The organism is Croceibacter sp. (assembly GCF_002716225.1).
Lineage (GTDB): Bacteria > Bacteroidota > Bacteroidia > Flavobacteriales > Flavobacteriaceae > Croceibacter > Croceibacter atlanticus.
Map to the genome: position 1 here is coordinate 76436 of NZ_PAZX01000007.1, position 25717 is coordinate 102152.

The window sequence follows — 25717 nt, forward strand, 5'->3', positions numbered from 1 at the left end:
CAACTTTTAAACAAATTGATAATCGCCAAACTCCTTCTCAACCTCATCGAATACAGCAAACACATCTTTACTGTCATCACTCGTTACCATTTTCATACGGTATTCTTTAAAATGTGGGATGCCTTTAAAGTAGTTGGTGTAATGTCTTCGGGTTTCAAAAACGCCTAGTTTTTCGCCTTTCCAATCGATGCTCATCTGTAGGTGACGGCGTGCGGCATCTAAACGTTCTATCATATTTGGTGGTGGCAAATGTTCTCCGGTTTCAAAAAAGTGTTTTACCTCTCTAAAAAACCAAGGATACCCAATACTTGCACGACCAATCATAGCACCATCTAAACCGTATTTATCGCGCATTTCTACAGCGCGTTCTGGTGTGTTTACATCACCATTACCAAAAACAGGAATGTGCATTCTAGGATTATTCTTTACATCGGCTATTTGCTCCCATTTTGCATCACCCTTATACATTTGCTTACGCGTACGACCGTGAATGGCTATTGCAGCACAACCTACATCCTGTAAGCGTTCTGCAACCTCAACAATTTTTATAGACTCTTCATCCCAACCCAATCTGGTTTTTACAGTAACAGGTAGTTTGGTGTGTTTTACCATAGCTTCAGTTAAGGAAACCATAAGGTCTATATCCTTTAAGATTCCAGCACCAGCACCTTTAGAAACGACTTTTTTCACGGGACAACCAAAATTAATATCTATGATATCTGGTCCAGAAGCTTCAACAATCTCCACACTTTTTAGCATAGACTCTAAGTTGGCACCAAAAATCTGAATCCCAACAGGTCTTTCCTTCTCATAAATATCAAGCTTCATCACACTTTTTGCCGCATCTCGAATTAAACCTTCCGAAGAAATAAATTCAGTATACACAACATCTGCACCTTGTTCCTTACAGAGTGCACGAAATGGTGGATCACTAACATCTTCCATTGGTGCTAACAACAATGGGAAATTACCTACGTCTATATCGCCTATCTTAGCCAAATACTTAAATTTTAATGCAAAAATAAGAGTTTAAGCAAGAACTATCTAAACAGAAGTGATTAAAGCACCTTTAAAATTGATTTCATTTTAAAATAGCGATTTGAAAACCACTATATTTGCAGCCTTATTTAGACGTAGACTATGAAGCATATTCGCAATTTTTGTATCATCGCCCATATTGATCACGGTAAATCTACCTTGGCAGATCGCCTTTTAGACTTTACAGGATCTGTAACTGCTCGAGAAGCACAGGCACAACTGTTAGACAGTATGGATTTGGAGCGAGAACGTGGTATTACCATAAAATCTCACGCCATACAGATGAATTACACACACAAAGGCGAAGAATATACCCTTAACCTTATTGACACGCCAGGCCACGTAGATTTCTCTTACGAGGTATCACGAAGTATTGCAGCTTGTGAAGGTGCCTTATTGGTGGTAGATGCTGCTCAAAGTATACAAGCACAAACAATTTCTAACCTATACCTAGCATTAGAAAATGATTTAGAGATTATTCCTGTATTAAATAAGGTTGATTTACCTTCTGCTAGCCCAGAAGAAGTGACAGATGACATTGTAGATTTATTAGGATGTGACCCTTCTGAAGTTATTCCTGCAAGTGCAAAAACAGGAATTGGTATAGAAGAAATTCTTACTGCAATTATAGAGCGAGTACCTGCTCCAAAAGGAAACCCAGATGAATCTTTACAAGCATTAATATTTGACTCTGTTTATAACCCTTTTAGAGGTGTTGAAACTTACTTTAGAGTCATTAATGGTAGCATTAAAAAGAATCAGGAGATTATGTTTATGGCCACCAAGAAAACCTATGGTGCAGATGAAGTGGGTACACTTAGGCTTAAACAGTTTCCTAGACAAGAAATTAAAACTGGTGATGTTGGTTACTTAATTACCGGAATAAAAGATGCACGAGAAGTAAAAGTTGGAGATACTATTACAGATGCTAAAAACCCTACCAAAAATATGATTGGTGGTTTTGAGGATGTAAAACCAATGGTTTTTGCTGGTATTTATCCTGTTGATACTGAAGATTTTGAAGAACTACGTTCAAGTATGGAAAAACTTCAGCTTAATGATGCGTCTTTAGTGTTTCAACCAGAAAGCTCTGCAGCATTAGGTTTTGGATTTAGATGTGGTTTCTTGGGAATGCTTCACCTAGAAATTATACAAGAGCGTTTAGAACGTGAGTTTGATATGACTGTAATTACTACAGTACCTAACGTATCTTACCACGCATTTACCAATAAGAATCCAGATGAAATATTATTGGTAAACAACCCTTCAGACCTTCCAGAACCATCTAAACTTAACCGCGTAGAAGAACCTTTTATTAAGGCAACAATAATTACAAAGTCAGACTTTGTAGGAAATGTTATGTCTCTTTGTATTGAAAAGCGTGGTATTATAACTAACCAAACTTATTTAACAACAGAGCGCGTTGAGTTAACGTTTGATATGCCATTAGCCGAAATTGTATTCGATTTTTATGATCGTCTTAAAACAGTTTCTAAAGGCTATGCATCTTTTGATTATTCACCAATAGGTATGAAAGAATCTAAGCTTGTAAAAGTAGATGTTCTTTTAAATGGAAATACGGTTGATGCCCTTTCTGCCCTATTACACCAAGACAATGCTTATGATATTGGTAAAAAGATGTGTGAGAAGCTAAAGGAGCTAATTCCTAGGCAGCAATTTGACATTCCTATACAAGCTGCCATTGGTGCTAAAATTATTGCTAGGGAGACCGTAAAAGCGCTTAGAAAAGATGTTACCGCAAAATGTTATGGTGGAGATATTTCCCGTAAGCGTAAACTTCTTGAAAAGCAGAAAAAAGGTAAAAAACGTATGCGCCAGGTTGGTAATGTAGAAATACCACAAGAAGCATTTATGGCTGTATTAAAGCTAAACGACTAAGTTTACTTGCAACAGTAACCTAACAAAAAAGGAAAGTCTTTTATTAAGACTTTCCTTTTTTAAAATAGTAATGCTTTAAAAGATATACTAAACTATATTTTTTAAAGCATTTTTTATAAGCATTACATAGAGTTATCTTCATCTTCCATAGCAGTTGTAGAGTCTGCTAATTGCTCAACGTCTATTGGTTTTCCTAGGTAAACTAATTTATGTCCTTCAAAATTTTCAACGTTTACGTCTTTGCTAAATGAGCTAAGTATATCTATTTGTCCATCTGCCTTTTTTATAAATAGAGGTACCATATCTTTTTCAGATTTGGTCATTTCTATAAGGCCTTCAAATTGTTCTTTAGTATCTATATCTATTTCTTGTATTGCTGGATATTTTCTAGCAACATCTGTAAGTTTTATATAATCATCTGTATGTGAGAATAAACCTTGTCTTGGGTTTTTTTGAGGGTTATTCATTTCTTCTGGGCTAATGAGCCTAAATGATCCATTTTCACCAAATTGAGCTTCAAATTTATCTAACGCATAGTTATTAATTTCTGCATTTCCTGTTAGAGCCATTAAGTACCCTACATCATTCAACTCAATATTACTTATTAAATCATCTGCATAAACACTAGCTTCCATTGCCTCTAAGCCTAGTTCTTTTGCTTTTTTGATATTTAAGTTGTTACTATCTACCAAAACAACGTGACGCCCATTTTTATGAAGATAGCTAGCTATTAAGCGGCTAACCTTTGAAGCGCCAATGATTAAAATGCCTTCTGAGTTTTTCAAAAATACACCCACTAGTTTGGCAAACATCCTTGCAGTTGTTGCATTTAATAATACCGTTCCTAACACTATCATAAATACCAATGGCGTAATGTACTCTGCGCCTTCAATTCCTTCTTGTGTTAGTTGTAAACCAAATAAGGAAGCAATACCTGCAGCAACAATACCACGTGGTCCTACCCAACTTATAAATAGTTTTTCATTAAGCTGTAATCCTGAGTTTATACTGCTTAAAAAGACGCCAAGAGGCCTAATTAGTAATACTACAATTGCAAATAGCACTACTGCATTCCAATTAAAGACTAATAGTAAATCATCTATATTAATATTAGCTGCAAGCAGAATAAATAGTATTGAAATTAATAATACAGAAAGAGATTCTTTAAAGTATAAAAGTTCCTTTATATTAGGAAGGTTAATATTACCCATAACCATACCCATAACAACTACAGAAAGTAATCCGCTTTCGTGTGCAAACAAATCTGAAAGTACAAACACTGCTAATACCATAGCAAGTGTAAATACGTTTAGTAGGTAATGAGGAATCACATTTTTCTTTATTGCAAATGCTAAAGCATGAGCAAATGTAAAACCAAACGTAAAGCCAAAAAGTACAATTTTACCAAACTCTTCTAAAGCGGTAATAGTAAACTCGCTACCTGCTCCAACGCTTATAAATTCAAATACCAAAACGGCAAATAAAGCACCTATTGGATCTATTAAAATACCTTCCCATTTTAAAATAGCAGAAACATCTTTTTTTAGTGGCACGTTTCTAAGTATAGGTGAAATTACTGTAGGTCCAGTTACTATTATTAAAGCTGAAAACAAGAATGATATTGGCCAGCTTAAAAAGAAGATAAAATGTGCGGCTAACGCTGCTCCAAAAAACGTTACAATAACCCCAATTGAAATAAGCTTAGTGATTACAGAACCCGTAGTTTTTATCTCACTTAACTTTAAAGTAAGACCACCTTCAAATAAAATAATTCCAATGGCAAGACTTACAAAATAAAATAAGCTCTTTCCTGGAAATAAGCCTTTTTCACCATTCCATATAGGTTGTATTAATTTAACACCGCCATCTGTGTATAACGTTGCTAAAGGACCAACTAAAAGCCCAATTAAAATAAGCGGCAAAATTGCTGGAATTTTAAACTTCCAAGCAACCCATTGTGCCAATATTCCTAAAATGATGATACCTGCTAATTCTAACATTTACGTATTTTTTCGGGAAAATAACACCTTTTGAGCTCAAAACATAATGAGGACACGAAAAAAGGATATAATATTCTGTTAAATGCAAGGCACAATCCTCTAAACTTCGTTTTAATTTGAATAGCATTTAGTAATTTGCAAGCTATGACATTACACCCTATTGAATCTGGAAATTTTAAACTAGATGGTGGCGCTATGTTTGGCGTTGTTCCTAAAAGTTTATGGACAAGGACTAACCCTGCAGACGCTAATAATATGATTGATATGGCGGCTCGCTGCCTTTTAATTGAAGATGGCGACAGGCTTATTCTAATTGACACAGGTATGGGTGACAAACAAAGTGAAAAGTTCTTTGGATATTACTATATGTGGGGAGACCATTCTTTAGATGCGTCTCTGGCCAAAGCTGGATTTCATAGAGATGATATAACAGATGTTTTCTTAACACATTTACATTTTGACCACTGTGGTGGTTGTATAATAAACAACCCTAACGGTAACGGTTATCTGCCTGCTTTTAAAAACGCTAAATTTTGGACCAATGAAAACCATTGGAACTGGGCTGTAAACCCTAATGCAAGAGAAAAAGCATCTTTCTTAAAAGAGAACATCTTGCCTATGCAAGATAGCGGACAACTTAACTTTATCAAGAAAACGACTAAAGATTCTTTCCAAACATCATCTGAGTTAGATTTTGGAATCTTTTTTGCAGATGGTCACACAGAAAAACAAATGATTCCGAGGATAGACTACAAAGAAAAAACACTTGTATTTGCAGCAGATTTATTGCCAACTGCCGGCCACATACCGCTACCTTATGTAATGGGTTATGATACAAGGCCGCTATTAACCTTAGATGAAAAAGCACAGTTTTTAAACGAAGCTGCAGACCATAATCATTACATATTTTTAGAACACGATGCTCATAATGAAATTATAACCGTGCAACATACAGACAAAGGCGTTCGTCTTAAAGATACTTACACATTTAATCAATTATTTAAATAACTAAAACACATGACTATAAAATTTCCTGCGGTAGCAACTGCCGCTATTACAGCTAGTATTATACTTTCAGGTTGTGGAAGTGCAGTACCTACTATTGTTTCTACACCATTAGAAAACATAGATAAGCAACCTCTAAAGACAACAAGCCTAAATGAGGTACAATTAAAAGGTTGGGGTGGCGCAGATATTGTAAGCGATACTATTCCAGGAATGAGTGTTGAAAAAGCCTACACAGAAATCATTAAAGACAAACAAGGACAAAGCGTTATTGTTGCTGTAATAGATAGTGGTGTAGATATAGAACATGAAGACCTTAAAAATGTAATCTGGACCAATACAGATGAAATTCCAAATAATGGAATTGATGATGATAAAAATGGTTACATAGATGATATTCACGGATGGAATTTCCTAGGTGATATTGTTGAAGAAAACATGGAATATGTGAGAATTCTTCGTGATGGCTACTCAAAGTTTGAAAACGCATCTGCTTCAGATTTTTCTGGAGAAGACCTAGAAGCTTACAACCAGTATGTTGAAGCTAAAGCAGAATATGATAAAGAATACGGAGAAGCTATTCAAAACAAACAACAGTACGAAGGTATTTACCAACAGCTTAAAGCTGCACATTCCGCAGTAAGCAAAGAAATAGGTAAAGAAGATTATACCAAGAAAGAATTGTCTGAAATGACAACAACATCTGAGCAATTAGGGCAATACAAAGGTTTTCTTACGCAAATGTATACATATGCAGAAGGTCAAACTATTCCAGAATTTATGGAAGGTATAAAAGAAGGCGTAGATTATTTTGCAGGTCGATTAAACTCACATTTTAATCAAAAATTAAATGCTAGAGCAACTATATTAAAAGACAATCCAGACGATTGGTCAACGCGTTATTACGGTAATAATGATGTAGATGGTCCAGACCCTAAAAAAGTAGATGCAAAACACGGTACACACGTTGCTGGTATTATTGCAGCATCTAGAAATAATGGTGTTGGTATGAACGGTGTTGCACAAAATGTTGAGATTATGGTTATACGTGCAGTGCCAGATGGTGATGAGTATGACAAGGATATAGCAAATGCAATACGCTATGCTGTAGATAATGGTGCTAAGGTTATTAATACAAGTTTCGGAAAGTATTTCTCTACACATCCAGAATGGGTAAATGATGCTATAGAATATGCAGCTAAAAAAGATGTTCTAATCGTAAATGCCGCTGGAAATGAAGGTTTAAACCTAGATGAAAAAAGAGTGTATCCAAACGATCAAACACCTACAGAACCAAAGGAAATATCTGATACATTTTTAACAGTAGGTTCATTAACATACACATATGGAGCAGAAATGGTATCGTCTTTTTCAAATTACGGAAAAAGCAATGTAGATGTATTTGCACCAGGTTCTAAAATTTGGTCCACAACACCATTAAACGAGTATGAGTACTTACAAGGAACATCTATGGCCGCGCCTGCAGCTGCTGGTGTTGCTGCTATGGTTCGTTCTTACTTTCCTAACTTAAAAGCATCAGAAGTAAAACAAGTTTTAATGGAAAGTGGTTTAAGCACAACACAAACTGTTGTAGTTGGTGGTGAATCCAGCAATACAAAACCGTTTACAAGCTTATCTACTTCAGGTAAAATGGTAAACCTTTACAATGCTTTAATTTTAGCAAGTAAGAAATAAGAGAGACTATTCTTATTGTTTACAGTAAGAGCCTTTAAACACTAAACTTTATAACTATGACAAAATACTTATCAGTACTGATTTGCTTTTTAAGCCTTTCAGCTATCGCTCAAAACAACACCTCATATTGGCAACAACACGTTGATTACAATATGGATATTGATATGGATGTTGAAACCTTTCAATATAAAGGAACCCAAAAATTAGAATACACTAATAATTCACCAGATGATTTAAACCGTGTATTTTACCACTTATATTTTAATGCATTTCAACCAGGAAGTGAAATGGATGTTCGTTTACAAAACATTCAAGATCCAGATGGTCGTATGACTACTGAAGATAAGAAGAGTAGAATTATGTCTCTTTCTGAATCTGAAATGGGTTACATTAAAGTAAAATCTCTTACACAGGATGGTAAAGAAGTTACTTACAAAACTGTAGGTACTGTTTTAGAAGTTGAATTAGCAACACCTATAAAATCTGGTGACAAAGCTACTTTTGAAATGGAATTTGACGGTCAAGTACCTCAGCAAATTAGAAGAAGTGGTCGTAACAATGCAGAAGGAGTATCTCTATCTATGACACAATGGTACCCAAAGATGGCAGAATATGATTTTGAAGGTTGGCACGCAGATCCTTATATAGGACGTGAGTTTCATGGTGTTTGGGGAGACTTTAATGTAAACATTACTATTGATAAAGATTACATTATTGGAGGAACAGGTTACCTTCAAAACCCAGAAGATATAGGATATAACTATGGCGATGAAGGCCCTAAAGGAAAGAAAGGTAAAAAAGGAAAGCTTACCTGGAAATTTAAAGCACCTATGGTTCATGATTTTACGTGGGCAGCAGATCCAGACTATATTCATGATAAAGTAACTGCTAATGATGGTACTGTTTTACATTTCTTATATCAAGACAACGACAGAATTAAAGAAAACTGGAAGAACCTTCAGCCAAAAACAGAGCAGATTCTAGAATTTTTCAATGAAAATATAGGACCTTACCCTTATGAACAATACTCGGTAATACAAGGTGGTGATGGCGGTATGGAGTATGGTATGAGTACTTTAATTACTGGAGAGCGTAAGTTTGGAAGCCTAGTAGGTGTAACAGCACATGAGATGGCACATAGCTGGTTTCAGTTTATACTAGCAACTAATGAAGCGCAACACGAGTGGATGGATGAAGGTTTTACTAGCTTTATTAGTTCTGAAGCTATGAATGTAGTTATGGGCGAAAATAAAGAAAACCCACATTCTGGTTCTTACAGAGGCTATACCTATTTAGCAAACTCTGGTGTAGAGCAACCAATGACTACACACGCAGACAGATATAATGTAAACCAAGCTTACAGCATTACAGCGTATGCTAAAGGCGCTGTATTTTTAGCACAGTTAGAGTATTTATTAGGAAATGATCTTCAAGATGAAATTATAAAAGAATATTATAACCAATGGAAGTTTAAGCATCCTACACCAAACGATTTTATACGCGTTGCTGAAAAAGTATCTGGAGCAGAATTAGGTTGGTATTTGATAGACTTTGGTCAAACTACAAATACAATAGATTATGCAGTAAAAACCATTGAAGGGAACACTGCTACATTAGAGCGTATAGGTTTAATGCCAATGCCAATAGATGCTAAAGTAACATTTGCAGATGGCACAACCAAAATGGTTCACATTCCATTACGTATGATGCGTTGGGTAAAACCAAATGCAGAAAATGTTCAAGAAGATTGGCCTTGGGCTATGCCTACATATGAGCTAAAAATGGATAAAGAAATTTCTAAAGTAGAAATAGATCCAAGTCAACTTATGGCAGATGTTAAGCGTGATAACAACACGATGCAGAAATAATATAAGATTTAGGAGCCTTACCTAAATGACTATTTCAATTACAAAAAACCCTGTTAGAGTCTTTATTATCTAACAGGGTATTTTATTTAAGATGTTATTTTATAACAATCTTTTGAACACGTTTATATCCATTAACTTCTAATTGCAAAAAATATAAAGCACTTGGTAAATTGCTTAGATTAATAGAAGGACTATGTTTATTAAACGTAAAGCTTTTAAGGGTTTTACCATAAATGGTTATAACTTTTACATTAATAGTATCAACGGTAATGCCGTTTAAGTTAAAAATACCTGTCGATGGGTTTGGGAAAACTGAAACTTCGCTAAGTTTATTATCTTCTATTGAAAGGCTAATGTTCGATTCTAAAAAATCTGGAACACCACTATTATCTGTATCATCATCTAAAGGCGATCCATTGTTATTATAATCTTCGTCTATAGTTAAAACACCATCACCATCATCGTCATCATCTAAGTAGTTTTCAATTAAATCTTCATCTGTATCAATAAACGCAAACGATTGTAAACCTGCGCCAATACCTGTTATTTCTGTTAATGTATCTACACCATCGCCATCATCGTCATCATCTAAATAATTAGGAATATCATCTTCATCTGTATCGTCATCATTTAAATCTCCATTAGTATTTAAGTCTTCATCAGAATCGCTTATCCCATCATTATCACTATCTGGCAGGGTTAAAACCAAATCAAAATTTTCAATAGTAAAACATCCAAATTCAAAATTAGTTACTCTAATATATATTGTTTGTGGGGAAAATAAGTTATTGTAAGCATTTGGTGTTACTATGGCATTGTTATCTGCTAAGGCATCACTTTCTGTTTCAAAATATACTACATCATAGTTTGAGGGCGACAAGCCATTTAAAACAATAGGAGTGTTTTCAGAAAGGTCAAAACTTTCTGTACCGTCTTCATTAATATCTTCTAATATAAGATCTATGGGCTCTGCAGTTGCAGGATTAAGTCCAACACTAATTATAAAGTTTGTAGTGTCATAAGTACTATCCGTAGTATCCTCTGCACGCGCATAAATTGTCTGCGGATTAGTAGTATTTGTAAAAGGACTAATTAATGGATTTATATTATTATCTGCATCGGTTTGTGAGGTATGATACGATACAGTTACATTATTTTGATTTCCTATTATTTGGGCATCATTTACACTAAGGTCAAACTGAGAAAAATCTGTGTCGCTACAAGCAGTTAAATCTGATGCTGGATTAGCAACGGCTTGTGCTTGTGACAAAGAAGTTATAGTTAATAAGATAAAGCAAAGTAGTAGTGTTCTCATAGTTAGTTTTTTATAAATGTAACTAAAAAAACTTTTAGCCTCAAAGAATAGAGTTTACATGCTCCTGCAACTTGGTTACAACTGTATTTTCAAACCAAGGATTTTTCATTCTCCAAAAACGATTAACTGGTGAAGGATGCGGGATTACAAAATACTCCGGTAAATAGTCATTATAGTTTTTAACCTTCTCTGTTAAGTTGCGTTTATCATCTGGTAAATAATAATTTTGAGCATAAGCACCAATTAATAATTTAAGCTTAACGTGTTTTAGCTCATTCCACACTTGGTCGTGCCACGTAGGTGCACATATTTTCATTGGTGGTAAATCTCCTGTTTTAGCTTTACCAGGATAGCAGAATCCCATTGGTAAAATTGCAAAATTGTCTGTATTGTAAAAAGTCTCTTCCGTAACCCCAAGCCATTCTCTAAGCTTCTTTCCGCTTTGGTCTTTCCACGCTACACCACTTTCATGAACTTTACGGCCTGGAGCTTGGCTTATCAAAACTATTTTAGAGTGTTTTGCAGCTTCAATAATTGGTCTAGGGCCAAGAGGAAGCTTATCTGCACAAAGGCTACAGCCTCTAATAGTTGAAAGTAAATTCTTCATAATATTTAAAGTTAGGACTTCTTTTTTCCTCAAACACAGCTTTAAACAATTTTGTATCTTAGAATGAAAATAGCTAACAATGAGCCATTACAGCATAAAGCATATTGAAGAGTATTATCAAGTATATAGAAAATCTGTTAGAGATCCCGAGCTGTTTTGGGGTGAAATAGCCGAAGAGCATTTTTTATGGCGAAAAAAATGGGATCGCGTTTTAAGTTATGATTTTAGCAAGCCTGAGTTTAAATGGTTTGAGGGTGCCCAATTAAATATTACAGAAAACTGCTTAGACAGGCACTTAACCACAAGAGCAAATAAAACGGCACTTCTTTTTGAGCCAAACAATCCCGAAGAAAAGGTACAACATATAACTTACAAAGAGTTGTATGAGCGTGTTTGTAAGCTTGCAAATGTCTTAAAACAAAAAGGGGTTAAAAAAGGAGATCGCGTTTGTATTTATTTACCCATGATACCTGAGCTCACCGTATCTGTATTGGCTTGTGCAAGAATTGGCGCCATACACTCTGTTGTTTTTGCAGGGTTTTCATCTAAAGCTTTAGCAACTCGAATAAACGACTGTGACTGTGAAATGGTCATTACCTCAGATGGATCTTATAGAGGCCACAAAACAATAGATTTAAAAGCAATTGTAGATGAAGCATTAGAGCAATGTAGTGGCGTTAAAAACGTATTGGTGGTTAAGCGTATTAATTCTGAGGTCTCAATAACACCTAACAGAGATTTCTGGATACAACCATTGTTGAAAGAGGCTAGTGCAAATTGTCCTGCAGAAATAATGGATGCTGAAGATCCATTATTTGTTTTGTATACATCTGGATCTACAGGTACGCCAAAAGGAATGGTACATACTTGTGGAGGTTATATGGTATATAGCGCCTATACATTTAAAAATGTGTTTAGATATGAAGAAAATGATGTGTATTGGTGTACAGCAGATATTGGCTGGATTACAGGGCACAGTTATATAATTTACGGTCCTTTAGCCAATGGTGCCACTTCCTTAATGTTTGAAGGTGTCCCTAGCTACCCAGATTTTGGAAGGTTTTGGGAAATTGTAGAAAAGCATAGAGTAAATCAGTTTTATACTGCGCCAACAGCAATTCGTGCTTTGGCAAAAGAAAACCTTAAATTTATTGAAAGTCACGACCTGTCTTCCTTAAAAGTATTAGGTACCGTTGGAGAACCTATCAATGAAGAGGCTTGGCATTGGTATAATGTTAATGTAGGAAAAAAACGAAGCCCTATTGCAGATTCGTGGTTTCAAACAGAAACTGGTGGTATAATGATATCTCCTATTCCGTATGTAACAGCAACAAAACCTACATATGCAACATTACCTTTGCCTGGAGTACAGTTAGCATTAATGGACGAAAATGGAGAGGAAATTAAAGGCAACCAAGTAGATGGCCGTTTGTGCATAAAATATCCTTGGCCTGGTATAGCTCGAACTATATATGGAAACCATAAACGGTATAAAGACACCTATTTTTCAGCATTTAAAGGTATGTATTTTACAGGTGACGGTGCATTAAGAGATGAAACTGGATATTATAGAATTACAGGGCGCGTTGATGATGTTGTAATTGTTTCTGGGCATAATATGGGTACTGCACCTATTGAAGATGCTATTAATGAACATCCAGCTGTGGCAGAAAGTGCTATAGTGGGTTTCCCTCATGATATTAAAGGAAATGCACTATATGGGTTTATTACTCTAAAGGAAACGGGAGAAGGAAGAGATCACAATAATCTTAGGTCAGAAATAAATCAATTAATCACCGAATATATAGGTCCAATAGCCAAGTTAGATAAGATTCAATTTACAAAAGGGCTTCCTAAAACCCGTTCAGGTAAAATTATGCGCCGTATTTTAAGAAAAATTGCTAGTAAAGATTCTGAAAACCTTGGAGACATTAGTACCTTGCTAAATCCTGAAGTTGTTCAGGATATAATAGACACATCTCTATAACACATTAAAAACTATGAGCGCATATGACGCTGTAATTATAGGATCTGGACCAAATGGACTGGCTGCCGGAATTGCACTATCTCAAGAAGGTAAACGCGTACTTATTTTAGAAGCTCATAAAGAGGTTGGTGGTGGCACAAGAACTGAAGAGCTTACCTTACCTGGTTTTCATCACGATGTTTGTTCTGCCGTGCACCCTTCAGGGTTTATATCACCGTTTTTTAAAACATTACCTTTAGAGAAGTTTGGTTTAGAATGGATACATCCGGAGGTTTCTGTTGCACATCCATTAGACAATGCTCCTGCTATTCTTTTAAAAAAATCTATTAAAGACACTGCTACACAATTGGGACAGGACTCTAATCGCTGGATGTCTTTATTTGAGGAGTTTGTAGGTGCATCAGACGCTCTGTTTAAAGATACAATGGCACCATTACAAATTCCCAATAATCCTATTTTACTTTCTAAATTTGGTTTAAAAGGTGCACGCTCTGCAGTATCTTTTGTAAACTCTTATTTTAAAGATGAACAAGCTAAGGCATTGTTTGCGGGATGTGCTGGTCATAGTATTTTACCATTTGACAAAATGTTAACCTCAGCTTTTGCTATGATGTTTGTAATACAAGGCCACGTTACCAATTGGCCAATAGTAAAAGGAGGCTCACAAAATTTAGCAAAGGCACTTTCAGGTTATTTTGTAAGCTTAGGAGGTAATATTACAACCAATACTAGTATTACTAATTTTGATCAACTACCAAAAGCTAAAGCTTATTTGTTTGACACAGACCCTAAGCAGCTTGCTGCTATTTGTAAAGATGAGTTGCCAAAATCTTACCTAAACCGTCTTCATAACTATAAATACGGCCCTGGAATTTTTAAAGTAGACTGGGCTTTGTCTGAATCTATTCCTTGGAAAGATCCTAATTGCTTAAAAGCATCAACAGTTCATGTTGGTGGTACTTTTAATGAGATTGCAAAAAGTGAAAAAGACATGTGGGAAGGCAGACATTCTGAAAAACCATTTCTAATTCTTTGTCAACAAAGTGAATTTGATGCAACTAGAGCACCAAAGGGGCAACATACAGGATATGCTTATTGTCACGTACCAAATGGATCTACAAAAGATATGACAGCTGCTATAGAAAGTCAAATAGAGCGTTTTGCGCCAGGGTTTAAGAATATTATACTAAGTAGACATAAAACCTCAACAAAAGGATTTCAAGATTACAATCCTAACTATTTAGGAGGTGCAATTACTGGCGGAGTTTCAGATATTTCTCAATTATTTACGAGACCAGTTGCAAGGTTAAACCCTTATTCCACTCCTAATCCTTCAATTTATATTTGCTCTGCATCTTCGCCACCTGGTGGTGGTGTTCATGGTATGTGTGGTTATTATGCTGCTAAGAGTGTCCTAAATAAAAAAGCCACTATCAAAAAATAGTGGCTTTTTAAAGGTTTAATTTTAAACACTATAAACTAGTTCTTAACAATTTTATAAGTGTGTACGTTGTCTTCCGATTTAACTTTTATAATATATAAACCAGATTCTAAGCTGTTAGTATTTAGGTTAATATAATTATTGTTTACCTTATTCTTTAAGACTTCCTTACCTCTAATATCATAAATTACAACTTCATCAATTATATTACTATAGGAGATGTTAACTTCATTTTTAATAGGATTTGGGTAAACTTCTAATTCATTTGATTCAACTTCATCTGTACTTAGCGTAGAAGAATCATAAGCAGCGATTCTAAATTTACCAAATTGTTGAGACCATCCCCAAACTCTTACTATTACCGTTTCACCTGGTGTTTTATCTGTAAATAAAATTCCTGCAAATTGGTTACCTCCTATTACAAATTGATCATTACAATAAGCTGTTGTGGTATTTGGTGGTGGTAAATTATAATAATAAGGCTCTAAAGTGTCTGTACCGCAAGATCCTGTATAGGTTTCGATTGCAGTATCATAAAGGTTTGTTTCGTCAGGCTCAACCCTAGTTTCTATAGTAAAGCTACCAGATTCTGGTACTACCACTGTAAACCAAATATCTCTTCCTCGTGTAGAAAAATCTAAAGTACCACAACTAGGAAAGTTTGAGTTGCCTGGATTTATTGTTGCTGAAGTGTTTGTAGCTACTATAAAGCTATCTTCAAAACTTTGTCCAACATTTAATGCTATTGGGTTAGTACAATCATCATTAGATGGTGGTACAGGAGATTTGTAAACACACAAATCAAAATAAATTGCTTGTGAAGATAATGCAGATGTCACATTTATATAATAGGTTTCATTTGCTTCTAAATCTCCCAATACAATATCTTCACATTGGTTGGTCTGTGAAGGAAATTCTTCTGACAGCGGATTTAAAAATCCTGGAGTTCCGTTATAAAGACTAATAGATAAAGGCGCTGCACCATTTACTAAAGATGCAGAAAATGTATACTCTGCGCTTTCTGTTGGTGTAAAAGTATACCAAACATCCGGATTAGAGTTTGTACAATAAGACTCTCCAGAGGTGCTTGCGTTTGCAGTGTACCCAACGACACTGTTCTCACACATATCTATGGTAGATTCTAATATCTCTTCTGCATTTGCTGTATCATTATTATCTGGTGAGTCTGGAAATGGATAAACACACATACGGTATTGTGTTGTTTCAGATGCACCACGTGCGTTAATGTAGTATGTTTGGCCACTATTTAAGACTGCACTGTAATATCTTGTAGCGCATCCTGTTTGGCTTGTAAGATTTCCTGGTGTGCCTGTAAAAATACCAATGCGCACATTTTGATTGTTAGAGTTTAAAGACTCTATTTCAATAGCATACATCTTAGTTTCAGTTGGTGTAAATGTGTACCAAGAATCTACCCAAAAATCATAATCTACACAGTTAAACTCTGCAGACTTTGTAAAGCCTTGAAAGTTTGAGATTTCTGAATTTTCGCATTCATAAGTTGCAGATAGCTCTGTAGCAACTGCTCCATTTGCTTCGTCAGATTGTGCACTTAGGTTGCAAGCCAATACTAGCGAAGCAATTAAAAGTATATATCTAGTCATAATAAGTGGTTTTTAAGTGTAACAAAAATCAAAAAAAACAAGTTATAAAGTAGGTGTTTTTTAACCGTTAACTTATCGTTAACCGAAGTGAACTTTTTTAAAATCAAATAAGTAGATAAGTTTACATCACTAAAAATTAATATTCAGATTAAACATTTAGATATCATGAAAAACATTTACATCATTTTAATTCTTGTTGCTGCAACCTTAAAGATAAATGCTCAAGTAGTTTCAATTAATGACATTACATTAGGTGGAATCTCTACTAGTACTTTTCAAGAAACCCCTATAGATGCAGATGATAATTACTCGTACTCACAAAGTATATATTTGCAATCTGAAATTAATGTTGCTGGGACAATTTCCAAAATTACATATTATACAGATGGTGTCTTAGAAAATTCAAATGACATTACCGTTTATATGGCAGAAAAAACTGAAGATGTCTTTTCATCCAATGATGATTGGCTTCCGTTTAGTAGTCTTACTGAAGTTTTTTCTGGAACATATGAGGTTTATGGCAATGAGGTTTCAATAATACTAGATACACCTTTTAACTACAGTAACACTTCTAACCTTGTTATAATTGTAGATGAGAATCAAGACGATAGTGATAGCAATGATTTTATTACACATAACCTAGGATTCTCTGAAGCAAATGGTAGAGTTTTACACTATGGAAATAACTTTACAAACCCAGACCCAATGTCTCCTCCAAGTGGTACAAGAGATTACTATAGACCAAATATAGAAATAGATTTTAATGAGATAACTTGTTTTCCTCCAAGTAACATTGCCATTGGTACCATAGAGCCTACAGCAGTTACTATAAGCTGGGAATCTCCTGTAACTAACTGGGACTATGTTATCCAATTTGCAGACTTAGGAAACCCAGATGCTGCAACACCAGTTGAAGCTTCTTCTTCCACAATTAACCCACAAGGTTTAAATAGCAATACAGCCTATGAGTTTTTTGTAAGATCAAGTTGTGATACAGATGATACAAGTGATTGGATTGGCCCAATAAATTTTAGAACTGGTTGTGAAACTGTAAACGATTTTTCTGAATCTTTTGAAAGTTTACCAGATGAATTAACTATCCCATATTGTTGGTCTGTAATTTCAACATCTACAGGGACAGAGGCATCTTACAAAGTAAATTCAAGCGCGTCTCAATCCTATTCTCCAGATAATTATTATGAAATTCAAATTAATGAAGATGATGAGTTATTTGTTATTTCACCACAAAGTCTAACTATAGCAGATGGTACGAAAAGAATTGAGTTTGCTGCAAAAGTTAATTCTACCACAAGTGGTGAAACTACTTTAAATGTAGGTCTTATGACAGACCCCAATAGCGAAACAACATTTGAAGCGCTGTCTTCATTTACACTAAACAGCTCATCAAACAATAATAATAATTATACTTTATACTATGTAAACATACCTGAAAATATTAACGCAGATCATTTAGCATTTAACATAGAAACAACATCTACGTTTAATAAGATTGTTAGTATAGATGATATTGTGATTACATCGCAACCAAGCTGTTTTGAGGTATTAAACTTGGAAGCTAGTGAAATTACAGACACTTCATTTAACCTTACACTGGAGGCAGATATACAACCACAAACTCAATGGGAATTGGTTGTTGTACAAACAGACTTAAATTTTAATCCAGACCTAGAGACGCCAATTGTAGTGAACACACTTACAACTCCTATTACAACAGATTCTGATGGAGGCTCTATTTTACCAAACAGTCCTTACAGAGTGTTTATAAGAGCTAATTGTGATGCTGCGGGAAGTGATGGCTCAGGATATAGTAGTTGGTTTGGTCCATATGATTTGAGAACAGATTGCGCTCCGTTAAACAATGGTTTTACAGAAATGTTTGAAAGCTATAGTAATGCAGATTTTCCTTTTTGTTGGTCTAAGAACGTAACTTCAACAGGTTCTCCGTTAGTGCAAGTAAGCAGTTTTGCCAGTTATGCAAACTCAGGTAGTAATTCTTTAATAATGAATACTGGTAATGATCCTAATGCCAATATCCTATTAATACTGCCACAAAGCACAATTGCTAATGATGGTAATCATAGATTGGAATATTATGCAAGAAAAACAAATGTTAATACAGATATTAACTTGATTGTTGGTACAATGAGTGATCCATTAGACGCTAATACCTTTGAGGAAATTACAGCGGTACCTGTATTAACTGGAGGTACTTCTGGAGAAAATGTACAGTATTTTGTAAACTTACCTTTTAATGATAATGACTATGTTGTATTAAAGCATGAAGCTGGAGATGCTGCTAGTGTTGCTCTATATTTAGATGATGTTACAATTACAGAGCAACCAGATTGTACAGAAGTGTTTAATGTTACAGCGAATAATGTTACAGCTTCTTCTGTAAGCGTAAGTTGGGAGTTTATTGGAGACCAAACACAATGGGAGTATATTGTACAACCATTAAATACTGGAATTCCTGTTTCTGGACAAAGCACGATGAGTAATACTTCAAATTCAGATTTTAGTATGTTAGACGCTAATACTAGCTATGAAATATATGTTAGGGCAAATTGTGATACAGATGGTTATAGTGATTGGTCTGCTCCCATAACATTTACAACACTTTGTGTAGGTGAGTCTGATAACTTTACACACAGTTTTGAGGGCTTTGAGAGCAATACACCTATTGAGCCTTGTTGGTCTAGTTTAATTACTCCTTTTTCTACAAGTCCTACAATAACGTATAGTAGTACACAAGCACAAGATGGTAGCTTAAGCGCAAGACTTTATAGCGGAAATTCCACAGATATTGATTTATTATTAATTAGTCCTCAACTATTAGATTTAGATGCCACAAAACAAATTAGTTTTTATGTTTATGATAATGATATGGGTGCTTTAGAAGTTGGTACAATGGCTAATAAAAATGATGCTACAACCTTTACACCATATCAGGTTTTTACAGATGCAGATTTAACTGATGATGCTTGGGAACAGAAGATTGTAACCTTTGAAGACTATACTGGTACAGATCAATATATTGCTTTTAGGTATGTTGCTGCTTCTACTTTTGACAATTTATTTATTGATAACTTTAGCTACGACACAAATCCAGTGTTAAGCACTTCAGAAAATAGTTTAAGTGACGTTAGCATATACCCTAACCCTGTAAAAGACGCGTTACATATAACTGGAGAGCATATATCCTCTATTACCATTTATACTATTAATGGTAAAAAAGTATTTTCTAAACGTGAATCGCTTGAAACTATTAATGTTACAAACCTAAATGCAGGTATATACTTTGTAGAGTTAAAAGACCAAGACGGAAAACGTATTATGAAGAAAGTAATAAAGCAGTAGTAAGATAGATTAACAACTATAATTAAAAAAGGGCTCTCAATTATGAGAGCTTTTTTTATTGATCTTTAATCACAAACTCTAAACCAACACCTCTTACACTGTTAATACTAATATTCTTATCATCTTTAAAGTGTTTTCTAACTCTTGAAATAAAGACATCCATACTTCGGCCAGAAAAGAAGTTACTTTGCCCCCAAACATTGTCTAAAATATCATCTCGTGGTATAAGGTTATTTTTATTTTTATAGAGATAAACAATTAACTGTGCTTCTTTTTCGGTAATCTTAAAAGTATGGTTTTCAATAGTTAACGAAAGGTTTTTTACATCTAGCAAGTATTTTCCAATTTGTAAGGTTTCAAAGACCTCTTCTTCGATATTAATTGTTTGCTGCTGCTTTGTTCTTTTAATAATATTATTTATTCTTAAGATAAGCTCCTCTACCTCAAAGGGTTTAGAAATATAATCGTCTGCACCAATACTTAACCCTTTAATACGGTCTGGTTTGTTTTTTCGTGCTGTTAAGAATAAAAAAGGTGTTGCTGGAAATTTCTTGGAAATTTTCTTGGAAAGACTAAAGCCATCAAGCTTTGGCATCATTACATCTACAATACAAATGTCAAAAGATTGCATTTTTAACAAATCGAAAGCTTCAACACCATCTTTAGCCCAAAATACTTCAAACTTATTAAGTTCTAAATACTGTTTTAGAGTCGTGCCAAAATCTATATCATCATCTGCTAATAAGATTCTTTTTTCCATTGCTTAAAGGAAGTTTTATAAAGAATGTAGAGCCTTCATTTTTCCGACTTTTAACATCCAACGTTCCTTTATGAGCATTTATAATTTGTTTGCAATAATAAAGGCCTAAACCTAGACCCTTAAAATTGTGTGTGTTTTTCTCACTTACCCTAAAGAACTTACCAAAGATAAGTGTTTTATTTTTTTTAGAAATTCCTATTCCATTGTCTGAAATAGAAATAATATGTTCAAAATTTTCAATTTGATACGTTATTTTTATAACGCTTCCTTCAAATTTTACTGCATTGTTTAATATGTTGACAATTGCTGTGCTAAAGTAAAATTGATCTACACTTACCTCTTCTGAAACATCTGAAATAGATTTTATAAATTGAATATGCTTTGGCAGTGTTAATGCATAGTCTTCACTTAAATCTTTAAGAAAGCTTGAGAGGTTTACCTGCTCTTTATTAAGGTTTATATCATTATAACCAACGCTATTGTCTACTACTTGGTCTATAAGGTTTTGGAGTCTTTTATTTTGCCTATTAATGGTATCTATAGAGTCTTTTGCTATCTCTTTATTGTCTTTTGCAAACTTGTTAGTTAGCGTTTTTGTAGCAATAGATAGCGTTGCTAAAGGTGTTTTAAGCTCATGAGTAATATTATTTATAAAGTCTGTTTTTATGTCTGATATACGCTTTAACTTTAAGAGGTTTCTTATAGAATATGTTACTAAAAGAATGATAAAGAGAAAGAGCAAAAAGGCAACAAAAAACAGTAATAATAATCTCTTAAATATGATAGTATCCCAATTTAGGATCTTCATATAAATTGTTGCTCTATACTTTATATCTACAGTAGATTCTTGATTAAGCGTATTAGTATAATCTTTATCAAAAGTCCAGTTCCAGGCATTAATAATTAAGCCTTCATCTGTGGGGAAATTTGTGCCTAATAAGAAAATAGGTTCATCTTTTCCATCTATTAAAAGATCTTCTGTTTCACCATTTTCGGACAGCTGAATAGATGTAGCAATTTTTTTAAACTGAATATTATCATCTAAGTTGTAATACTCTGCTCCTTTTTTAAAGTAGTCTAAAAACGTATCGTTTTTTAAGCTGGAAAACTTTTCCAAACTGTTTAGTAAGGAGTCTTTAGTTATTATTCCGTTTTTATATTCTGGAATTTTTTCTACAAATTCCATTCTATAATTCCAGGAAAGTGAATCTACATATGGTGTTTTTACTATACTGCCTATTTTAGTTCTAGACTCCACAGCATAGCTTTTCTTTCTTAAGTCATACGTATTGAAAATTAAATAGCCTTGCATTGTTGTTAAGGCTATTAGCGCAAGTATTGCACCTACTATTAGTAGTTTAGATTTAATTTTCATGAAGTTAAAACTAAGACAAAAATGTAAAACGAAAACTTTTTATATCTCTTGTTAACTTTACATTAACCGATTGGTATACATTAGAAACAAAAAAAAGCCGCTATCAAATGATAACGGCTTTAGTTTCTGTGGTCCCACTTGGGCTCGAACCAAGGACCACCTGATTATGAGTCAGGTGCTCTAACCAACTGAGCTATGGGACCTTTTGACAAGTGTTTGCCAAAATAGAGCGCAAAAATAACACTTTGATAAATTTCAGGCAAGCTAAATGTATCATTTCTTAATATCTTGACATAATTCTACTAAAACACCGTTAGAAGATTTAGGGTGCAGAAATGCAATAAGCTTATTATCTGCGCCTTTTTTAGGAGTTTCATTTAATAATTTAAACCCTTCATTTTTTAGTCGCTTCATTTCTTTTTCAATATCCTCGACAGCATATGCTATATGATGAATGCCTTCACCACGCTTTGCTATAAACTTAGCAATGGCACTATCCTCATGCGTTGCGCCCAAAAGTTCTATCTTACTGTCTCCAACTTTAAAGAAGCTAGTAGTTACACCTTCACTTTCAACATCTTCTGCTTTGTAAGGAGCAACACCTAATAATGTTTCATATGTTTTATTAGCTTCTTCTAGGTTGCTTACAGCTATGCCAATATGTTCTATTTTAGTTAACATAATTCAATTTTAATTGTGATTGGTTTACACGTTGTAAATCTAACTTAATGCGCTAAATATCGTATTTTTGCACTATGGAAACAAACAGACAAAAGAAAATAGCAGGCGTATTGCAGCGTGATTTGGCAGATGTTTTGCAAAGTGCTTTACGCGAAGCTGGCACTCAAGGAATCATTATTTCTGTGACTCAAGCAAAGGTAACTACAGACTTGTCTCAGGCAAAAGCCTATTTAAGTATATTTCCTTCAGATAAAGCAGAAACAGTAATTGCTGAAATAAATAAGTTGAAATATCAAATTAAGCATCAAATAGCGCTTAAAACAAAGAACCAATTACGCAGAATGCCTAACCTAGAGTTTTTTAACGATGATTCTTTAGATTATATCGCAGGAATAGAAGATGCTGTAAAAGGTAAAGAAAACCCAATTGAAAACAGAGATTTATTAGATAAACGCAAGAAAGCAGGTAATTGAATTTTTCCTATTACATCGCTAAGCGGTATTTATTTACAAAAAGTAAAAACAATGCTATAAATATTATCTCATTAATAGCTACTATTGGTGTTTTTGCCGGTGCTTTAGCGTTATTTATTGTGCTATCAGGGTTTTCTGGTCTTAAAGATTTTAGTCTTTCATTTACTAATGAGTTTGATCCAGATTTAAAACTACTTCCAGAACAAGGCAAAACAATAGTTGTAGATAGCCTTTTGCAAGAAAAAATTTCTGAAATTGAAGGAATAGTAGCATACTCTAAAGTTATAGAAGAACGCGTCTTTTTAGATTTTAGAGAAAAAAACCAGATGGCTTTTATTAAAGGTGTCGATGAGCGTTTTAAAAGTGTAAATGCTATTGATAGTTCTTTATTTTATGGCACTTGGTTAAGTGATAAACCTAGCCATGTTGTACTTGGTAATGGTATTTCGCAATCACTATCTCTTGGAACATATGATTATGGTAGCACATTAAGATTAATGGTGCCAAAGCCAGGAAAAGGTCAAATTACAAATCCCACAGATGCTTTTAATGCTAAGCAAAGTGTGGTTTCTGACATTTATAGCATTAATGAGGAACTAGATAATAAGTATGTTTTTTCAAGCTTGGCATTTGCTCAAGAACTTCTGGAATTAGATGCAAATGAATTTTCTGCTCTCGAAATAAAACTAAGTCCCACAGCTAAAGAAGATGATGTAAGAGCATCTCTAAATAATTTATTTGATAAGCCTATAAATATTAAAAATAGAATACAGCTTAATGATAAGCTTTATAAAATGCTTAATACAGAAAATCTTGCTGTATACCTCATTTTTACATTAGTGTTAATTATCGCCTTGTTTAATGTGATAGGCTCTATTATTATGGTTATTCTTGATAAGCAGGATAACATTAAAACTCTATATAATGTAGGTGCAAGCGTTTCTCAGATAAAGAAGGTCTTCTTGTTACAAGGAACGTTAATGACGCTTTTAGGAGGCGTTTTAGGGCTCTTTGTAGGTGTAGTAATTATTTATGCCCAACTACAGTTTAATATGGTCATGATTACTCCTAGCTTACCATATCCCGTAAGTCTTACCATAAAAAACATATTGATTGTTTTTGTGACAATTATGTCTCTTGGAATCATAGCGAGCTATATAGCTTCAAGTAGAATACATAGAGCTTTAGCTTAATTACAAGGCTCTGTTGTTGTGTCTTTAAACCAGGTATTAAAATACTTAATCCTATCTAATGTAAATTCAGTTAAAAACATGGATTCACAGATCCCATAGTTGTTATTTGAAGATCGGTTTACTTCAGAATTTGGAAATCTTGATTCTAACTCAAAATTTCTAAACCCTAACCACAGTTCCTGAGATTGCTTTAAGCGTTTTGAAAATTCAGGATTTTCATTGTGACCCTTTAAAATAGAATTAAAGAGACTTTTAAGTTCTTTATCTGATTGTAGGTATTCAGAATAAGCTACTTTTTCTAACTCTGCTTGGTTTTGGGAGTATGTAAGAGAGAAGAAACAAATAGATACTACTAGTAATATATGTTTCATAATCTTTGGTGGTTTTTAAAATCCTATTTTGGCTGATTTTAGTATGGCCTCTAACTCAAACATATGATCTCGTTTAGGAGCCGATGGAGCAAAGGTAAAACCTTCTAGGACAATATACCTGTTATTTGCCTTATCTTCAATTGTATAGTTAAGAAAAGGTCCTGCCATAAATGCATTTTTAACTTCCCATGTTCCTTTTGTTTCATAAGCAAACCTACCATCTATTTCACTTTCGAAAAGGTATGGTGCGTATGCAGCCTCAGTAATCATATAACTACCGTCTACAGGTCCAGGAATATGTGCTTGACCAATACTGTCTCTCATTTTAATTATACTTGAGATAACATTTGTATCTGCATCTATCTTTTGCATAGGTATTTCATATATCATAATATTCATACCTCCATTTTTAAGATCTTTACGAAGCCAGAAAAACTTATCGTCTTCTTTAGCATACCTGTATGCTGTTGGAAATTTTAAAGAAACACCTAATTTCTTCTTAATAACATCATCTGCCTTTAAGGATTTGTTAATCCTGCGTTGCTTCTCTTTTATTTCTGTTTGTTTAAACACTGCAACTATATCTGCTCCTCTTTCATTAATTAATTTAGCAATTGAAGCCGCATCTGGCCCTTTAGCAATGACACCCGTTTGTGGCCTAGCAAATTGATTTCTTACAATTTTTAAAGCTATGGAATCAGATTTTTCAACTTTTAGGTAGGTTCTGTTTTTTGTCACAAAACCGCTAAATGCCTTTGGTGGAATTTGATTCATGTTAAATAAAGGCTCTTCTTGTGGTAAACCTTCAACGGTTGCTGCAAGGTTTGTTCTTATGGCATCTCCAACTTCACCTTTCCACAAATCATTTTCTACAATAACAGAAAGGTTATTAATGTTTCCTGAAGAGGTTGTGAGTATAACCTTTTCGTCTTCACAAGAGGTAAACACTGTTGCTAGAACACTTAACAGTAGTACAAATTTTTTCATGATGTTGGTTTTGCGAACG

General features: G+C 34.2%; 19 protein-coding genes and 1 tRNA gene. 9 read left to right on the forward strand and 11 right to left on the reverse strand.

The features are described from left to right. Positions 1-6: 6 nt before the first annotated feature. Positions 7-999 carry a tRNA dihydrouridine synthase DusB gene (gene dusB, locus CL818_RS04140; RefSeq protein ID WP_283642690.1) on the reverse strand — a complete coding sequence of 331 codons (993 nt, stop codon included), beginning with the start codon at positions 997-999 and terminating at the stop codon, positions 7-9. 141 nt (positions 1000-1140) lie between these two features. On the opposite strand from dusB, the gene lepA reads away from it, so the two are divergent. Next, on the forward strand, positions 1141-2937 hold the full coding sequence (gene lepA, locus CL818_RS04145) for a translation elongation factor 4 (protein WP_041240890.1): 1797 nt from the start codon (positions 1141-1143) through the stop codon (positions 2935-2937). 122 nt (positions 2938-3059) lie between these two features. Here lepA and CL818_RS04150 read toward each other — a convergent pair whose 3' ends face one another. Further along, positions 3060-4937 (reverse strand): cation:proton antiporter, encoded by a 1878-nt coding sequence (locus tag CL818_RS04150; RefSeq protein ID WP_013186410.1) that lies wholly within the window; start codon positions 4935-4937, stop codon positions 3060-3062. Positions 4938-5081: 144 nt separating this feature from the next. On the opposite strand from CL818_RS04150, the gene CL818_RS04155 reads away from it, so the two are divergent. Genes CL818_RS04155 through CL818_RS04165 form a run of 3 tightly spaced genes read left to right on the forward strand, consistent with a single transcriptional unit; the run spans position 5082 to position 9505 of the window. Continuing rightward, entirely contained in the window at positions 5082-5945 is an 864-nt protein-coding gene (locus CL818_RS04155) for an MBL fold metallo-hydrolase (protein WP_272972870.1), read from the forward strand. Positions 5946-5954: 9 nt separating this feature from the next. Further along, on the forward strand, positions 5955-7637 hold the full coding sequence (locus CL818_RS04160) for a S8 family peptidase (protein ID WP_272972869.1): 1683 nt from the start codon (positions 5955-5957) through the stop codon (positions 7635-7637). Between the two features lie 56 nt (positions 7638-7693). Then, on the forward strand, positions 7694-9505 hold the full coding sequence (locus tag CL818_RS04165) for a M1 family metallopeptidase (protein ID WP_272972868.1): 1812 nt from the start codon (positions 7694-7696) through the stop codon (positions 9503-9505). Between the two features lie 94 nt (positions 9506-9599). Here CL818_RS04165 and CL818_RS04170 read toward each other — a convergent pair whose 3' ends face one another. Together CL818_RS04170 and CL818_RS04175 are read right to left on the reverse strand one after the other, a co-directional pair. After that, positions 9600-10820, reverse strand: a complete 1221-nt coding sequence (locus tag CL818_RS04170; protein WP_272972867.1) for an FIDD domain-containing protein — start codon at positions 10818-10820, stop codon at positions 9600-9602. A gap of 40 nt (positions 10821-10860) precedes the next feature. Beyond that, on the reverse strand, positions 10861-11427 hold the full coding sequence (locus CL818_RS04175) for a uracil-DNA glycosylase family protein (RefSeq protein WP_272972866.1): 567 nt from the start codon (positions 11425-11427) through the stop codon (positions 10861-10863). 79 nt (positions 11428-11506) lie between these two features. On the opposite strand from CL818_RS04175, the gene acs reads away from it, so the two are divergent. Both acs and CL818_RS04185 read left to right on the forward strand, forming a co-directional pair. After that, complete coding sequence (gene acs / locus CL818_RS04180) at positions 11507-13414, forward strand: acetate--CoA ligase (protein ID WP_272972865.1); 1908 nt, start codon at positions 11507-11509, stop codon at positions 13412-13414. Between the two features lie 13 nt (positions 13415-13427). Then, positions 13428-14858 (forward strand): phytoene desaturase family protein, encoded by a 1431-nt coding sequence (locus CL818_RS04185; RefSeq protein WP_272972864.1) that lies wholly within the window; start codon positions 13428-13430, stop codon positions 14856-14858. Positions 14859-14893: 35 nt separating this feature from the next. On the opposite strand, the gene CL818_RS04190 is transcribed toward CL818_RS04185, so the two are convergent. After that, complete coding sequence (locus CL818_RS04190) at positions 14894-16480, reverse strand: T9SS type A sorting domain-containing protein (protein WP_272972863.1); 1587 nt, start codon at positions 16478-16480, stop codon at positions 14894-14896. A 165-nt stretch (positions 16481-16645) separates the two neighbouring features. Here CL818_RS04190 and CL818_RS04195 point away from each other — a divergent pair, with 165 nt between their 5' ends. Continuing rightward, positions 16646-19858, forward strand: a complete 3213-nt coding sequence (locus tag CL818_RS04195) for a T9SS-dependent choice-of-anchor J family protein (protein ID WP_272972862.1) — start codon at positions 16646-16648, stop codon at positions 19856-19858. Between the two features lie 55 nt (positions 19859-19913). On the opposite strand, the gene CL818_RS04200 is transcribed toward CL818_RS04195, so the two are convergent. The 4 genes from CL818_RS04200 to mce form a co-directional block, all read right to left on the reverse strand. After that, on the reverse strand, positions 19914-20618 hold the full coding sequence (locus CL818_RS04200) for a response regulator transcription factor (protein ID WP_272972861.1): 705 nt from the start codon (positions 20616-20618) through the stop codon (positions 19914-19916). Further along, positions 20590-21993, reverse strand: coding sequence for a sensor histidine kinase (locus tag CL818_RS04205; protein ID WP_272972860.1), 1404 nt, complete (start codon positions 21991-21993; stop codon positions 20590-20592). The genes CL818_RS04200 and CL818_RS04205 overlap by 29 nt, the downstream gene beginning before the upstream one ends. A gap of 129 nt (positions 21994-22122) precedes the next feature. Beyond that, a tRNA-Ile gene (locus tag CL818_RS04210) sits at positions 22123-22196 on the reverse strand. Positions 22197-22266: 70 nt separating this feature from the next. Further along, a complete protein-coding gene (gene mce / locus CL818_RS04215; protein WP_013186422.1) occupies positions 22267-22674 on the reverse strand; it encodes a methylmalonyl-CoA epimerase in 408 nt (135 codons plus the stop codon). Between the two features lie 74 nt (positions 22675-22748). Here mce and CL818_RS04220 point away from each other — a divergent pair, with 74 nt between their 5' ends. Next, on the forward strand, positions 22749-23147 hold the full coding sequence (locus CL818_RS04220; protein WP_013186423.1) for a ribosome-binding factor A: 399 nt from the start codon (positions 22749-22751) through the stop codon (positions 23145-23147). Continuing rightward, positions 23144-24340, forward strand: coding sequence for an ABC transporter permease (locus CL818_RS04225; RefSeq protein ID WP_272972859.1), 1197 nt, complete (start codon positions 23144-23146; stop codon positions 24338-24340). Before CL818_RS04220 ends, CL818_RS04225 begins: the two co-directional genes overlap by 4 nt. Here CL818_RS04225 and CL818_RS04230 read toward each other — a convergent pair. Both CL818_RS04230 and CL818_RS04235 read right to left on the reverse strand, forming a co-directional pair. Further along, positions 24337-24711 carry a lysozyme inhibitor LprI family protein gene (locus CL818_RS04230; RefSeq protein WP_272972858.1) on the reverse strand — a complete coding sequence of 125 codons (375 nt, stop codon included), beginning with the start codon at positions 24709-24711 and terminating at the stop codon, positions 24337-24339. The two genes, CL818_RS04225 and CL818_RS04230, sit on opposite strands and share 4 nt — an antisense overlap. A 15-nt stretch (positions 24712-24726) precedes the next feature. Further along, complete coding sequence (locus CL818_RS04235) at positions 24727-25698, reverse strand: DUF4837 family protein (RefSeq protein WP_219359818.1); 972 nt, start codon at positions 25696-25698, stop codon at positions 24727-24729. Positions 25699-25717 lie beyond the last annotated feature (19 nt).